This is a genomic window from Streptomyces sp. NPDC050856, assembly GCF_040653855.1.
GTDB lineage: Bacteria > Actinomycetota > Actinomycetes > Streptomycetales > Streptomycetaceae > Streptomyces.
The window spans coordinates 137,833-151,810 of the sequence record NZ_JBFAGV010000007.1; the positions used below are offsets into that span (position 1 = coordinate 137,833).

Annotated in this window: 14 protein-coding genes; 9 read left to right on the forward strand and 5 right to left on the reverse strand. The window is 74.1% G+C overall.

What is annotated here, in order from left to right:
* Positions 1-116 precede the first annotated feature (116 nt).
* The 3 genes from AB0H53_RS09525 (at position 117) to AB0H53_RS09535 (ending at position 4,239) form a co-directional block, all read left to right on the forward strand.
* The gene (locus AB0H53_RS09525; protein WP_362109278.1) at positions 117-1,403 is read left to right on the forward strand and encodes a DUF1343 domain-containing protein; all 1,287 of its coding nucleotides are present in this window, start codon (positions 117-119) and stop codon (positions 1,401-1,403) included.
* 130 nt (positions 1,404-1,533) lie between these two features.
* Positions 1,534-2,865, forward strand: coding sequence for an erythromycin esterase family protein (locus AB0H53_RS09530; protein ID WP_362109280.1), 1,332 nt, complete (start codon positions 1,534-1,536; stop codon positions 2,863-2,865).
* A 78-nt stretch (positions 2,866-2,943) separates the two neighbouring features.
* Complete coding sequence (locus tag AB0H53_RS09535; protein ID WP_362109282.1) at positions 2,944-4,239, forward strand: serine-threonine protein kinase; 1,296 nt, start codon at positions 2,944-2,946, stop codon at positions 4,237-4,239.
* A 61-nt stretch (positions 4,240-4,300) separates the two neighbouring features.
* On the opposite strand, the gene AB0H53_RS09540 is transcribed toward AB0H53_RS09535, so the two are convergent.
* Positions 4,301-7,105: a penicillin acylase family protein gene (locus AB0H53_RS09540; RefSeq protein ID WP_362109284.1), complete on the reverse strand. Its 2,805-nt coding sequence runs from the start codon at positions 7,103-7,105 to the stop codon at positions 4,301-4,303.
* A gap of 224 nt (positions 7,106-7,329) precedes the next feature.
* Here AB0H53_RS09540 and AB0H53_RS09545 point away from each other — a divergent pair, with 224 nt between their 5' ends.
* From AB0H53_RS09545 to AB0H53_RS09560, 4 genes are all read left to right on the forward strand, one after another.
* Positions 7,330-7,941 (forward strand): hypothetical protein, encoded by a 612-nt coding sequence (locus AB0H53_RS09545; RefSeq protein WP_362109286.1) that lies wholly within the window; start codon positions 7,330-7,332, stop codon positions 7,939-7,941.
* Positions 7,942-7,945: 4 nt separating this feature from the next.
* A complete protein-coding gene (locus AB0H53_RS09550) occupies positions 7,946-8,677 on the forward strand; it encodes a 3-keto-5-aminohexanoate cleavage protein (RefSeq protein WP_362109288.1) in 732 nt (243 codons plus the stop codon).
* 128 nt (positions 8,678-8,805) lie between these two features.
* Entirely contained in the window at positions 8,806-9,231 is a 426-nt protein-coding gene (locus tag AB0H53_RS09555; RefSeq protein WP_362109290.1) for an Hsp20/alpha crystallin family protein, read from the forward strand.
* A gap of 111 nt (positions 9,232-9,342) precedes the next feature.
* Positions 9,343-9,738: a DUF2267 domain-containing protein gene (locus tag AB0H53_RS09560; RefSeq protein WP_362109292.1), complete on the forward strand. Its 396-nt coding sequence runs from the start codon at positions 9,343-9,345 to the stop codon at positions 9,736-9,738.
* A gap of 159 nt (positions 9,739-9,897) precedes the next feature.
* Here AB0H53_RS09560 and soxR read toward each other — a convergent pair whose 3' ends face one another.
* Complete coding sequence (soxR, locus tag AB0H53_RS09565; protein WP_362109294.1) at positions 9,898-10,422, reverse strand: redox-sensitive transcriptional activator SoxR; 525 nt, start codon at positions 10,420-10,422, stop codon at positions 9,898-9,900.
* A gap of 136 nt (positions 10,423-10,558) precedes the next feature.
* Here soxR and AB0H53_RS09570 point away from each other — a divergent pair, with 136 nt between their 5' ends.
* A complete protein-coding gene (locus AB0H53_RS09570; protein ID WP_362109296.1) occupies positions 10,559-11,020 on the forward strand; it encodes a MaoC family dehydratase in 462 nt (153 codons plus the stop codon).
* On the opposite strand, the gene AB0H53_RS09575 is transcribed toward AB0H53_RS09570, so the two are convergent.
* From AB0H53_RS09575 to AB0H53_RS09585, 3 genes are all read right to left on the reverse strand, one after another.
* Complete coding sequence (locus tag AB0H53_RS09575; RefSeq protein WP_362109298.1) at positions 11,008-11,652, reverse strand: TetR/AcrR family transcriptional regulator; 645 nt, start codon at positions 11,650-11,652, stop codon at positions 11,008-11,010. The genes AB0H53_RS09570 and AB0H53_RS09575 overlap by 13 nt on opposite strands.
* 70 nt (positions 11,653-11,722) lie before the next feature.
* Positions 11,723-12,010: a YiaA/YiaB family inner membrane protein gene (locus tag AB0H53_RS09580; RefSeq protein ID WP_362109300.1), complete on the reverse strand. Its 288-nt coding sequence runs from the start codon at positions 12,008-12,010 to the stop codon at positions 11,723-11,725.
* 58 nt (positions 12,011-12,068) lie between these two features.
* Positions 12,069-13,220 carry an acyl-CoA dehydrogenase family protein gene (locus AB0H53_RS09585; RefSeq protein WP_362109302.1) on the reverse strand — a complete coding sequence of 384 codons (1,152 nt, stop codon included), beginning with the start codon at positions 13,218-13,220 and terminating at the stop codon, positions 12,069-12,071.
* 60 nt (positions 13,221-13,280) lie between these two features.
* Between AB0H53_RS09585 and AB0H53_RS09590 the strand changes: the two genes are divergently transcribed.
* Positions 13,281-13,961 carry a TetR/AcrR family transcriptional regulator gene (locus tag AB0H53_RS09590; RefSeq protein ID WP_362109304.1) on the forward strand — a complete coding sequence of 227 codons (681 nt, stop codon included), beginning with the start codon at positions 13,281-13,283 and terminating at the stop codon, positions 13,959-13,961.
* Positions 13,962-13,978: the final 17 nt, after the last annotated feature.

A 13,978-nucleotide genomic window follows, 5' to 3' on the forward strand; every position in this document is an offset into this window, starting at 1 on the left:
CGGTATGTCGCCGGGGAAGGCCGCGGCGCCCGCCTCGTTCCCTGCGTCGCGCGGGCGCGCTAGCGTGCGGGGCCAGGCGGGTGCGGAGGTGCGCGGGCGAACACGGAGGTGCGCGGATGGACGTGTCCAGACGAGGTCTGCTGGTCGCCGGGGGCGCGGCGGGGGCCGGGATGGCCGCGGGGGCCGGGCCGGCCCGTGCGGCGGCCGGCGCGCGGGCCGGCGGCGGGCGGGTGCGGACCGGGTTCGACCGGCTGGCGGCCGGCGGGTACGCGGAGCTGGCCGGACAGCGGGTCGGGGTGGTGACCAACCCGACCGGGGTGACCGGCGGGGGCGCCGCCCGCCCGAGCGGGGACGGGGGCGTGCGCCACATCGTCGACGTGATGCACGCCGACGACCGGGTGGACCTGGTGGCGGTGTTCGGCCCGGAGCACGGCTTCCGGGGAACGGCGCAGGCGGGCGGCTCGGAGGGGCGGTACGACGACCCGGCCACCGGACTGCCGGTCTACGACACGTACCTGAAGAGCGGGCAGGCGCTGGCGGACGTCTTCACCGCGTCGGGCGTCGAGACGGTGGTGTTCGACATCCAGGACGTCGGCGCCCGCTTCTACACCTACATCTGGACCCTGTACGACTGCATGGTGGCCGCCGCGCTGTCGGGCAAGCGTTTCGTGGTGCTGGACCGGCCCAACCCGGTGACCGGCCGGGCCGCTCTGGGACCGGTGCTGGACCGGGCGTTCGCCACGTTCGTGGGGCGCGAGCCCATCGCGCAGGCGCACGGGATGACGGTCGCCGAGCTGGCGCGGCTGTTCAACGGGGAATTCCTCGCCCGGCCGGTGGAGCTGGCCACGGTACGGATGTCGGGATGGCGGCGAACGGACTTCTTCGACGCCACGGGTCTGCCGTGGGTACCGCCGAGCCCCAACATGCCGACGCCCGCGACGGCGCTGGTGTACCCGGGGACCTGCCTGTTCGAGGGGACGAACCTGTCGGAGGGGCGGGGCACCACCCGGCCGTTCGAGCTGCTGGGCGCGGAGGGCATCGACCGGCGGTGGGCCGAGGCGGCGAACGCGCTGGAACTGCCCGGGGCCGGCTTCCGGGAGGCGTACTTCGCGCCGGTGTTCTCCAAGTTCCAGGGCAGGACCGTGGGTGGGGTCCAGGTGCACGTGCACGACCGTGCGGCGTTCGACCCGGTGCGGACCGGCATCGGGCTGCTGGTGACGGCGAAGCGGAGCTGGAGCGGCTTCGCGTGGCGGGCGGACCGCTGGATCGACAAACTGACCGGCTCGGCCCGGGTGCGCACCCTGATCGACGCGGGTGCCGGGACGGACGAGGTGGTGGGTGCCTGGCAGGCGGACCTGAGGGCGTTCCGGGCCGTGCGGCGCGGCTACCTCCTCTACCGCTGACCCCGGGTCCGGCCGGCCCGCCGGGGTGGCGCCGGGCGCGCGGGCCGGGCCGGCCCGGGGGCTGGCACCAGTACGGATGGTGGGGCCGGCCGGATGGTCCCGGCCCCCGCCCCGCCGGGAGCCTGGTGCCATGGAAGCGAATCACCCGCGGCATTGCCGCACGCTGTTGTTCCTCCTGCTGGTCGCCCTGTGCGCCGGGTCCGTGACGCCCGCCGCGGCGCACGGGGACCGGGAGCGCGCCGGCGGGCCGCCGGTACGGGAGCTGGCCCGGGTCGCCCGGCCGCTCGACGACCTGCGGGCGCTGGAGCACATGACCGGCTCGGCGACGGTGGTGGGCGTGGGCGAGGCCACCCACGGTTCGCACGAGTTCTTCGCCCTCAAGGCCCGGCTCTTCCGCCGCCTGGTCGCGACCAGGGGTTTCACCACCTTCGCGCTGGAAGCGCCCTGGAGCACCGGCCTGCGCCTCAACGACTACGTGCTGCGCGGCGAGGGGGACCCGCGGCGGATCATGCGGGAGGAGTTCCAGCACTCCTACCGCTTCTGGAACACCCGCGAGTACCTCGACCTGATCACCTGGATGCGGCGGCACAACGTCCGCCACCCGCACCACCCGGTGCAGTTCATGGGCAACGACGTGGGCTACGCCGGACCGGTCCTGTTCGACGCGGTCACCGGGTACACCGCGCGGCACCACCCGCGCCTGCTGCCGAGGGTGCGGGAGCTGTACCGCGCCTCCCGGCCGAGCGGGAGCGTGGCCGGGACCATGGCCGCCTACCTGGCCAAGCCACTGGCGGAGCGGCGCCGGATGGCCGCCGACGTCAACGAGGCGCTGGCGCTGCTGGCGCGGCAGCGCCCGGGCCCCGACCCCCGCGAGCACGCCTGGGTGCTCCAGCACGCCCGCAACATCGCCCAGGTGGGCACCGAGTACGGCTTCGACCTGACCGGTGAGGGGGCCGCCGCCGCGATGCTCCACCGCGACCGCGCGATGGCCGAGAACACGGTGTGGTGGCAGCGGTGGACGGGGCACCGGATGCTGCTCTCCGCCCACAACGGCCACGTCGGCTACGAGTCCAGCGTGCCCGCCGCGTACCCCCGGCTCCAGGGCGCCTTCCTGCGCGACCTGCTGGGCAACGGCTATGTGAGCGTCGGTCTCACCTTCGGGCGGGGTTCGTTCAACGCGCACGACGCGCGCGACCCGCGTGAGCCGATCCGCCGGTTCACGCTCGGCGCGAGGCCGCCGGGCACCAACGAGCACACGTTGGAGCGGGTCGCGGCCCGGGACTACTGCCTCGACCTGCGTACCGCCCCCGGTGCCGCCCGGGCGTGGCTGGACCGGCCGCGGCCGACCCTGTCCATAGGCACGGCCTGGCCCTGGGACCTCGCCGACGCCCCGGCCCGGCTGGGCGCGTCCTACGACGTGCTGATCCATCTGCACCGGATCACCGCGGCCCGCCTGCTCTGACCCTTCCCGGGGCCTTTCCGTCCCTCCCCTCCGGCGGGATGCTGTGCGGTCGGCGCACCTCGGAGCGGAGGGACGGGCATGAGCGGAATGAGTGTGAGGCCGTACCAGGAGATCACCTTCGACGCGGACGGCGATGTGGACGCCGCGCAGCGCGACGCGCTGGCGCGACTGGACGTCACGGACCTGGTGGTGTTCGCCCACGGGTGGAACAGCTCCCGCTCGGTGGCCACCCGGCTGTACTCGCGGTTCTTCGCGCCGTTTCCCGGAGCGCTGGGCCGGGCGCCCGGGGCGCGGGTCGGATACGCGGGGGTCGTCTGGCCCGCGATGAGGTTCGCCGACGAGCCGGTCCCCGACTTCCCCGGCCGGGCCGCGGTGGCCGGGGCGGACCCCGGGGGCGCGGCGCCGGCCGGGGCGGCGGGCCTGGACGGGGAGACCCGGCGGGGGCTGCTGGTGGTGTTCCCCGGGCACGGGGCGGCCGTGGAACGGCTGGCCGTGCTGCTGGCGGAGCAGCCGGAGGACCGGGCGGCGTTCGAGGAGTTCGGGCTGCTGGTGCGGCGGTTGGTGGAGGCGCCGCCCAGCGGCTTCGCGGCGGACCTGGAGGCGACGGCGGAACCCGCCACGTCCGCCCCGGCGTTCCTGGACGAGGACACCCTCACGGTGTGCGCCCGGTTCACCGAGGCGCTCGGTGACCGGTCGCTGTCCGCGGGCGGTGGGCCGCGGCGGCTGTGGAAGGGCGCCAGGGAAGTGCTGCGCCAGGCCGCGTACTGGGCGATGAAGCGGCGCTCCGGCGTGGTGGGCGAGCGGGGGCTTGGCCCGGTGCTCGGGCACCTGGCCCGGTCCTCGCCCGGCGTACGGGTCCACCTGGCCGGGCACAGCCAGGGGGCGCGGCTGGTGGCGTTCGCCCTGCGCGGCCTGCCCGAGGGCGTGGGCAACGTGAAGTCGGTGACCCTGCTCCAAGGGGCGTTCTCGCACTACGCGTTCGCCACGCGGCTGCCGCGCCCGCTGCGGGGCGGCGGCGCGCTGGGCGGGCTGCACCGCCGCGTCGACGGCCCGGTCGTCGCCTGCCACTCACACCACGACACCGCCCTGGGGGTCATCTACCCGCTGGCGTCCCGCCTGGCCGGTGACGCGACGAGCGCGGCCGGACCGGGCCGGCGCTGGGGAGCCGTCGGGTACGGCGGCATACAGGCCGTGGACGGCACGCCGGCCCTGACCCTGGACGCCGCGCTGTCCGGCGCGCTGCCGCGCTCGGGGTGCGTCAACGTCGACGCCTCCCCGGTGGTGCGCCGTGGCGGGCCGCCGGCCGGGGCCCACAGCGACATCTGTCACCCGGAGCTGGCGCGGGTGGTGCTCACCGCCGCCGGGCTGGCCTGAGGCGCCGGTCCGGCCGGGCCGGGACCCGGGGGGGTCCGGCCCGGCCGGACCGGTGGCGGACTCACCGGTGCGAGGCGAACTCGACGACCTGCTGGTAGGTGGGACGGTTCTGCCAGTCGACCGCCGGGTGGGTGATACCGCCCATGGCCCGGTGGATCACGGCGTCCGCGCACCACTGGTGGCCGGGAGCGCAACTGTCGTCACCGGGGTAGACCTCGGTGGCGGGCTCGGCGGCGGCCCGGCGCAGGGTGGCGAGCAGGACGTCACGGCAGGCGCCCAGCTCTCCACCGCCGCAGTAGGGCTTCGCCAGGGGACTTTCCACGGGCCGGCCGAGGACCTGGCGCAGGTCCTTGTCGGTGAAGCCCCACCAGCCGTACTGGAAGGCGGAGCCGCCGTGCGCGCCCGTCGGGCCGTGCAGCGCGCCGGGCGACTCGTCGACCGCCAGGTTCGCCTTCAGCGCCCCGTACAGCTCCTCGCCAAGGCCCGGGCGGAACTCCGCCTCGACCAGCAGCGGCCACCAGGCGTCCATGATCCGTACGGCGTCCGCGTGGCCGTAGGCGCGTGTGCCCGGTGCCGTCTCCTTGCGCTGGGCGCCGGCGGCCCGCCAGGCCTCCAGCCGCTGGACGGCGGTGGACAGCGCCGGGTCGGTGACCGGGGCGCTGCGGACCACCGCGAGGAGTTCGGGCAGGAGCTGCTCGCCGCGCAGGTCCGTCACTCCCGCCTCGGCCATGGCGCGGGTCAGGGAGGCCCGGGTGACCCCGCCCTGCCGCACCAGCTCCCGCACCCTCCGGTCGAGCAGGTCACCGCGGTGGACGGCGCCGAAGCCGAAGGCGGCGGTGTGGTAGCCCCTGGCCTGCCGGTTGTTCCAGGAGACGTAGTAGTCCTGCCCGATGGAGCGGGGGTGCTGGGCGAAGGGCGTGTACGCGGCGGTGTTGCGCGCCGGGTCGAAGTCCCGCCACTCGTACGCCGGCTCGGCGGCCACGGGCAGCGCCGGGTCGACGCCGGCCGCCCGCACCGGGTTGAGGCCGCTGTTGTAGTACGCCGTCTCCCGGGCGTCCGCGTAGAACCAGTTGAAGGCGTAGCCGATGTGGTGGACGGCCTGCTGGAAGGTGGCGGCGTCCCGGACGTAGGAGGGGTCGTTGAGCAGCTGGAAGCCGATGATGGAGTCGGCCTCGTGGCGGTAGGTGGTCCGCAGCGAGGTGTACGCGACGGGCTTGCCGCCGACCGTCGCGCGGTGCGTGACCAGTCCGTAGGCGGTGCGCCAGACCTGGAGCCGGTAGGAGCCGGCGGCGGTGGAGTCGGCGACGGTGGGCTGCCAGGCGTTGCGGCGCTCCAGCTTCTCCATCGGGGTGCACACGCCCCGGTGGAGGTAGTGGACGTCGTCCTGGCACAGTTCGACGGCGTAGGTGTCGGTGATGTCCTGGGCGGCGGAGGTGGCGGACCAGGCGTAGTCCTGCCCCCGGCCCATCTGGACGTACATCCCGACGCCCGCGAAGGCGACGCCGCGCGCGGAGATGCCGGGGCCCTGGAGTTCCTGGAGCATCAGGAGCTGGGGCGCGAAGTACCCGGTCTGGGGGCCGAAGACGGCGACGGGGTGGCCGCTCGCGGTGTGCGCCCCGGAGACGAGCAGGGCGTTGGACATGCCCTTGCGGGCGGTCAGGGAGCCGGGGGCGACGACGCCGTCGTCGTACATGCCCTGGGCGGGCCTGAGGCGCTCGGGTACGGGTACGGGGCTCTTGGCCCCGGTGCCGGCCGAGCCGGTGCGGTCGTGGACCAGGGATTCGGGCCTCACCGAGCCGGGGTCGGGCAGGGCGGTGCCGCGCGGGACGGCGGGTTTCCCGGCGTAGGGGAAGGAGGTGCCGTCGTGGACGGTGAGCACGGCCTCGGCGTCGTCGCGCTGCCGGAAGGACTCCCACACCCTGGTGCCCTCGACGACGCCGTACTGCCGCTGGGCGGCCAGCAGGGAGAGCGCGGCCGGCACCTCGCCGCCGCCTCCGCCGCCGAACTGGCCGCCGACGACGGAGGCGATGGCGATCAGGTCGGTGAGGGTGAAGGGCTTGATCTCCCCGGCGTTGGTGAGGGCGTCGACGTGGCCGGTGAGGACGTACTCGCCGGGGAAGTAGCGGCCGTTCTTGGCCCGGGCGCGGTAGGCGTTGATGCCGTCGACGTACGCCTGGGCGTCGGCCATGGCGAGCCGGCCGCGTTCGCCGTGGTTGTCCCTGATGGCGGCGATCTGCGTCTCGTAGTCGGCCTCGGTGTAGGGCGCCTGGGAGAAGAACTGCTGCTCCAGGCCCTGGTTGGCGAGGGCGCCGCCCGCGAAGGAGGTGAGGCGGCCGCGGCCGATGTGCCGGAAGAGGTCCATCATCCACAGCCGGTCCTGCCCGGCGGCGTATCCGGCGCCGAACTCGGTGCCGTACCGGGTGGTGCCCTTGATGTGCGGGACGCCGGTCTTCCTGTCGCGGGTGATGGTGACGTCCTCGCGGGGCCGGTCGACGGACGCGGCCTGCCCCTCGGGGACGCCGAAGGAGGCGTCGTTGAAGAAGTCGGTGAGCGTGTCGTCGGTGAGTCCGCCGTAGCCGTGGACGAGGGCGTCGTACCGGGCGAGTTGGTCGGAGCTGTGCGCCGGACGGGTGCCGAGCGCGCGGTGGGCCAGGATCTCGGCGAGGGTGGCGTTGCCGTTCTGGCCGGGCGGCAGGATGTCCGCGCACCCTCCCGCGCAGTGGTCGGGCACGGAGGCGGGCACGGACACCGGCGCGGGCGGCGGAGCCTCGGCGGCTGCCGCCGGCGGCCGGGGCGCCAGGGCCCCGGCGGCCAGGGCGAGCACGGCGGCGGTGGCGATTCTGAGTCTTCCGGTACGTCGTCCCATGGCAGCTCCTCGAAGAGGCCGATGCGCGGGACGTTACTGGCGTACCCCCCGGTCCGTAAGTGAGGGTGCGTCACCTCCGCCGAATCGCCACACTGCCCGCCGCACGGAGATTTCACGTCACTTGTACGGGTGAATCGGGCTCTCCCGTTTTTCGATGGAGCCGAACCGGGCACCCGTACGTCCATTCCTCGACGCCGAAGTACCCGCGACGGAGGTGACAGGAGATGGCCGGTTTCCGGAGTCTCGCCAGACAGGTACGTGATCCGAGGTGCGATCCGGCGCTGCGGCGCTGGTCGTTGCGCAAGTGCCTGGAACGGTTCGCCCCTTATGGGCACCGGGCCACCTGGGACCACCTGTGCACCAGGCACAGGTTCGGGCCCCAGGACCGGGATCCCGATCCTGCGCGGCTCGTGGCCGCGCTCGACGAGTTGGAGGAGGCGCGGGCGGTATGGCTCGCGTACGAGAGGGGGTTCGCCGAGCGCCGCAGGCGCGAGAAGCACGACGGGCTGCGACGGCCCGGGTTCATCGACGACTGGCACCGCCGCACCTGGGGCGGTAACGGCGTCCTGCGGTGTGACGACCCGTCACTGCATCCCGGGCTACCGCTCGCCCAGGTGCTGCGCCGGCTCATCACCGCCCTGGAATCGGTGCCGGGCGACGACTGCCCGGTGTGCGCGGGCGACGCGGTGGTGTGGCGGTCGGACCTGTCCCGTGAACCGTGGTTCGGACCGGTGTGTATGGATTGCGGTGTCCTGGTACCGCAGCCCGTGCTCTCGGCCGAGGCACTGGACGCGGCCAAGAGGGCGTCGCACCGGGAGCTGGCGTCGGTGGCGTGAGGCGATGCTCCAGGTCTGTCTGAACGGGTCCCGCACTGCGGGGGATTCCGCGGCCGTGCCGCTGTCGCCCGGCGCGATGGCCGAGGCGGCGGCCGGCGCCGTCGCGGCGGGCGCCGCCGAGGTGCACGCGCACCCCAAGACACCGTGCGGGGCCGACACCCTGTCGCCGCGCGCGGTGGCGGCCGCGCTCACCGCGATACGGGAGGCGGTGGGCGTCCCGGTCGGGGTGACCACCGGCGCGTGGGCCGAGCCGGACCCGGCCCGGCGGGTGGCACAGGTGCGCTCCTGGACGGTCCTGCCCGACTACGCCTCGGTGAACTGGCACGAGCCGGGCGCCGAGGAGGTCGCGGCGGCGCTGCTGGAGCGCGGGGTCGGCGTGGAGGCCGGTGTCTGGTCGGGCACGACCGGGGCGCGGTCGCTGCGGGTGTCCCGGCTGGCGCCCGGGCTGCTGCGCGTGCTGGCCGAGGTGACGGACCCGGACGCCGGTACGGCTCCGGCCACCGCGAGCGCCCTGCTGGCCGAGGTGGCCGAGGCCCTGGAGGCGCGAGGGGCGTCCGGGGTGCCGGTGCTGCTGCACGGCGAGGACGGCGGCGCCTGGCCCGTGCTGCGGCTGGCGGCGCGGCGGGGCCTGGACACCAGGGTGGGGCTGGAGGACACCCTGACCCTCCCGGACGGGCGGCCCGCGGCGTCGAACGCCGAGCTGGTCGCCCGGGCTCGTGAGCTGGGCGCCCGGTGAGCGAAAACGTGGCGGGACGAGAGGACCGGAAAACTCCTTGAGTCTCCTCTTGTCAAGTTTCCTGGCGTCGAGCTATATAGATAAGCGGAACGGTCAGCAACATCCGCGACAGAGCAGAGGAGGGACCGATGATGCTGATGCGTACCGACCCCTTCCGTGAGCTGGACCGGCTCACCGAGCGGCTGATGGGCACCGCCGCCCATCCCACCGCGATGCCCATGGACGCCTTCCGCGACGGGGACGCCTTCGTCGTCCAGCTCGACCTGCCCGGCGTGGATCCCGGGAGCATCGACCTGGACGTGGAGCGCAATGTGCTCACCGTCAAGGCGGAACGCCGTCCGGTCTCCGGTGACGAGGTCGAGGTGGTGATCGCCGAGCGGCCGGCCGGTTCCTTCAGCCGCCAGTTGTTCCTCGGCGAGACCCTGGACACCGAACGCATCGACGCCTCGTACGACGCCGGTGTCCTGACGCTGCGGATCCCGGTGGCCGAGCAGGCCAAGCCGCGCAAGATCTCCATCAGCGGCGCGGGCGAGCGCAGGCAGATCAGCGGCTGATCCACGGCCCCGCGCCGGACCGCGCCCCGCGGGCGGGGCGGGCACGTCCCCGGCCCCGCCCGGCCCACCCCCCTTTTCGCTTCCACCCAGAGGCCGAGGGAGAAAGCAGCGATGCGCATGCAGTGGGACACCTTCCTCACCGCGGTACAGGAACGCGGCGAATACCCCTCGCCGCGGGAGGCCGACCGGGCCGCCCGCGTCGTCCTCGCCCTTCTGGGGGCGCACCTGGTGGGCACCGAGAGGGCGGAGCTGGCCGCCCGGCTCCCGGAGACGTGCGCCCTGGTGCTGCTCAACCCGCTGCCCGCCGCCGAGCCCCTGGGGCCCGAGCGCTTCGTCCGCGCCACGGCCGCCTGGATCGACGGGGCCACCGAGGAGACCGCCAAGTGGGACGTGGGCGCCGTGCTCAGCGTCGCGGCGGACGCGGCGGGCGAGGACCTGATGCGCCGCGTGCTGCTCCAGCTCCCGCCGGGGTACGACCTGCTGTTCGGCCACCCCGGCGCGGTCTGACCGGCCGTCCTCCGGTGCGGGCCGGCCCGGCCCGCACCGTGCGACCGGCCCGCCCGCCCCGTCCGGCCCGCCGGCCCGGCCCAACGGCCCGGCCCGCCCCCGAGGCCCCGGGCCGGCCGCCTCCGCGCGGCTCCAGGCGCCCCTGCCGCTCCAGACGCCTCAGCCCGCCCCGGGCGCGCCGGGCGCCGGTGACGCGTCCGGCTCCGTCGGGGCGTCCACCCCCCGGCGGCGGCGTTCGGCCATCAGGCGCGAACCGGTCATGCTCCGCCCGAAGACGTCGTCCGGGTTGGAGAGCACACAGGTCTCCATCGACAGGCAGCCGCAGCCGATGCAGTCGGTCAAGTGGTCGCGCAGCCGGCCCAGTTGCCTGATGCGCTCGTCCAGCAGCGACCGCCACGCCGCCGAGAGCCGCGCCCAGTCCTCCCGGTTGGGCGTGCGCCCCTCGGGCAGTTCGGCCAGGGCCGCGCCGATGGTGGCGAGCGGGATGCCGACCCGCTGGGCGGCCCGCACGAAGGCGACACGGCGCAGTGTGTCCCTGCTGTAGCGGCGCTGGTTGCCGCTGGTACGGCGACTGGTGATCAGTCCCTTGGATTCGTAGAAGTGCAGGGCGGAGACGGCCGCGCCACTGCGCGCGGACAGCTGGCCGACGGTGAGTTCGTGGATCTTCTCCGGAATCTGGGGCACTCCGGCAACCCTAGTGGCCGCCTCCGCCGGCCCGGACCCGTCCGTTGACAGGAGCAGCCTGCCCAACCATGCTGAGCAAGCGCTTAGAAACCGCGCCGACGGACGACAGAGACGGACCAGGGAGCAGGGAGCAGGAATGGCAGAGCCGAGGGTCTTCACCTCCGCCGACGAGCTGCGCGCCGGGGTCGGCGAGCAGCTGGGCCACAGCGACTGGCTGGAGGTCGCACAGCAGCGGATCGACCTGTTCGCCGAGGCGACCGGCGACCACCAGTGGATCCACGTGGACCCGGAGCGCGCCGCCGCCGGGCCGTTCGGGACCACCATCGCGCACGGGTACCTGACCCTGTCGCTGCTGCCCGTCCTCGTACCGCAGGTCCTGCGCGTCGAGAACGTGAAGATGGGGATCAACTACGGGACCAACAAGGTCCGCTTCCCCTCCCCCGTCCCGGTCGGCTCGCGGCTGCGGGCGACCGCCGTGCTCCAGGACGTCCGGGACGCGGGCGGCGGTGTGCAGGTCACCGCCCTGGTCACGGTGGAGCGGGAGGGTGGCGACAAGCCGGTGTGCGTCGCCGAGTCGGTGTCCCGCTACTTCTTCTGAGCGCCCGCACCCACCATGCGCAGCACGAGGTCGGCGTACAGCGCGCCGACCTCGTCGGGCGTCCGGCGTCCTTCCGTGCTGAACCAGCGGGCCACGTCGATGCAGAGGGACAGTACCGCCAGCGTGGTCCCCGGGACGTCCGGGACGTCGAACTCACCCGCCTCGACCCCGTCGTTGATGACGCGGCGCACGGTGGCGTCACTCCGGCGGCGCAGCTCCACGATCTCGGCCCGGTGCTCGGCGCTCAGGGCGTCCAGCTCGTACTGGACCACGCGCGCGGTGGTGTGCCGTTCGGCGTGCCAGCGGACGAAGGACCGCACGGCGTCGGAGAGCCGGTCGGCGGCGCTGCCCGGGCCGTCGGCGGCGGCCCGGAGGATGTCCAGGGCCTTGTCGTGGCCGATCCGGCTGATCCGGTGGAGGAGCTCTTCCTTCGTCCTGTAGTGGATGTAGAGCGCGGCCGGGCTCATCCCGGCGCGGCCGGCGATGTCGCGGGTCGTGGTGGCGTGGTAGCCGCGCTCGGCGAAGGCCTCGACGGCGGCGACGAGCAGCCGCCTGGCGGCCTCGGGGGTGACCTCGCCCCAGGCGACGTCCTCGCCGCCGGCCGCCTCCTCCGTCCCCTTCGCCGTACTCATCGTTCGCCCCTTCCGGTTCCCACAGGACGAACACCATACCCCGACGGTGAGCAAGCGCTTAGAGGCCCGCTCACAGCTTCTGGAACGGGTCGTGCTCGGCCAGCAGCTTCTCCAGCCGGGCCTGGTCGACCCGGGTGACGATCTGCCCGGCCTCCTGCCGGTCCCGGACCACCTTGGCGAGGGTGAAGGCGGAGGTGGTGAGGTAGAGGACGCCGACGCCGAGGAAGGCGCGCACCCACACGTCGGCCTCCATGGCGAGGATCCCGACGGCGACCGCGCCGAGGGCCACGGCGAACGAGGCGACGGCCTGACCGTAGTAGGCGGCGGTGTTCTGCTGCTTGACCGGTGTGTCGTTCATGCCAGGAGCATGCGCGGATGTGGCGCGGGCCACATCCGTGCCGGTACTCAGGCCGTACTCAGAAGGCGGAGACACCCGTCAGGGCGCGGCCGATGATCAGTTTCTGGATCTGGCTGGTGCCCTCGTACAGGGTCATCACCCGGGCGTCGCGCAGCAGCTTGCCGACCGGGTACTCGTCGATGTAGCCGTAGCCGCCGAAGACCTGGAGGGCGTTGTTGGCGGCGCGCACGGCGGCCTCGGAGGCGAAGAGCTTCGCCTTGGACGCCGCGGTGGCGAAGTCCTCCCCCCGGTCCACCAGGTCGGCGACCCGCCAGGTCAGCAGGCGCGCCGCGTCCACGTCCACGGCGATGTCGCTGATCAGCTCCTGGACGAGCTGGTAGGAGGCGATGGGCTTGCCGAACTGCTCCCGCTCCCCCGCGTACCGCACGGCCGCGTCCAGCGCGGCCTGCGCGATGCCGACGCAGCCCGCCGCGACCGACATACGACCCTTGGCGAGGGCGGACATGGCGATGGAGAACCCCTTGCCCTCCGGGCCCAGCAGGGCGCCGGCCGGCACCCGTACACCCTCCAGGACGAGTTCGGCGGTGGCCTGGCCGCGCAGCCCCAGCTTGCCGTGGACGGTGCGGCGGGTCAGCCCGGGGCTGTCGGCCGGCACCAGGAAGGCGGAGACGCCGCGGTGGCCGGGGCGCTCGTTGGTGCGGGCGAACAGCAGCACCACATCCGCCCAGGTGCCGTTGGTGATGAACATCTTGGTGCCGCTGAGGACCCAGTCGGCGCCGTCGCGCACCGCGCGGGTGGTGAGGTTCCCGGCGTCGGAGCCGGTGCCCGGTTCGGTGAGCCCGAAGCAGCCGAGCGCGTCCCCCGCGGTGAGGCGGGGCAGCCACTGCCGCTTCTGCTCCTCGGTGCCCCAGGCGGCGACGGTCTTGGCGACCAGGCCGAGCGAGACCGAGACGATGCCGCGCACGGAGGAGTCGCCGCGCCCGAGTTCCTCGGTGACCAGGCAGTACGCGAGGTGGTCGCCGCCCGAGCCGCCGTACTCCTCGGGGACGGTGAGACCGAGGAAGCCCACGTCGCCCAGCTTCTTCACGATCGACCGGTCCACGCTCTCGGCGCGGTCCCAGGTCACCGCGTGGGGGGCGATCTCACGCCGGACGAAGTCCTCGGCGAGCCGACGGACGGCCGCCTGCTCCTCGCTCAGCTCCAGGTTCACGGGCACCCCACTTTTAACTACCACTGCTAGTTAATGGCTGGCAGCCCTACTATGTGCGCCATGGCCCGACCGCGCAAGCCCCTCCTCAGCCGAGAACGCATCGTCGCCGCGGCGGGCGCGCTCGTGGACAGCGAGGGGCTCGACGCCGTCTCGACCCGCCGACTCGCCGCCGAACTGGGCGTCAGCGGGCCCTCCCTGTACAACCACTTCCGCACCAAGGACGAGATCCTGGAGGCGGTGGCCGACTCCGTCAGCGCCCGGGTGGACCTGTCGATGTTCGAGCCGGACGACGGGCGTGACTGGCGCACCGCGCTGCACGACTGGGCCGTCTCCTACCGCACCGCCCTCACCGCCCACCCCAACATCGTCCCGGTGCTCGCCCGGGGCCCCGGCCGCCGCCCGGCCGGGCTGCGGGTGGCCGACGCGGTGTTCGGCGCGATGGTCCGGGCGGGCTGGCCACCCGCCCAGGCGACCTCCATCGGGGCGTTGATGCGGTACTTCATCACCGGCTCGGCCCTCGGCTCCTTCGCGCGGGGCTTCGTGGACGACGAGGCGGCGTACGACCCGGCCGACTACCCCCACCTGGGGCAGGCGCACCTGCTGGCCGAGCGGCAGCAGAAGGTGGACGAGGGCGCCTTCGAAACCGGCCTGCGGGCCCTGCTCGACGGCCTGGCCGTCCAGTACGGGGCGGTCCGGGGCACCGCCGGCGGCCGGGAGGGCCCGGCGCGCACCGAAGGCTAGGACGGCGGCAGCCGGAC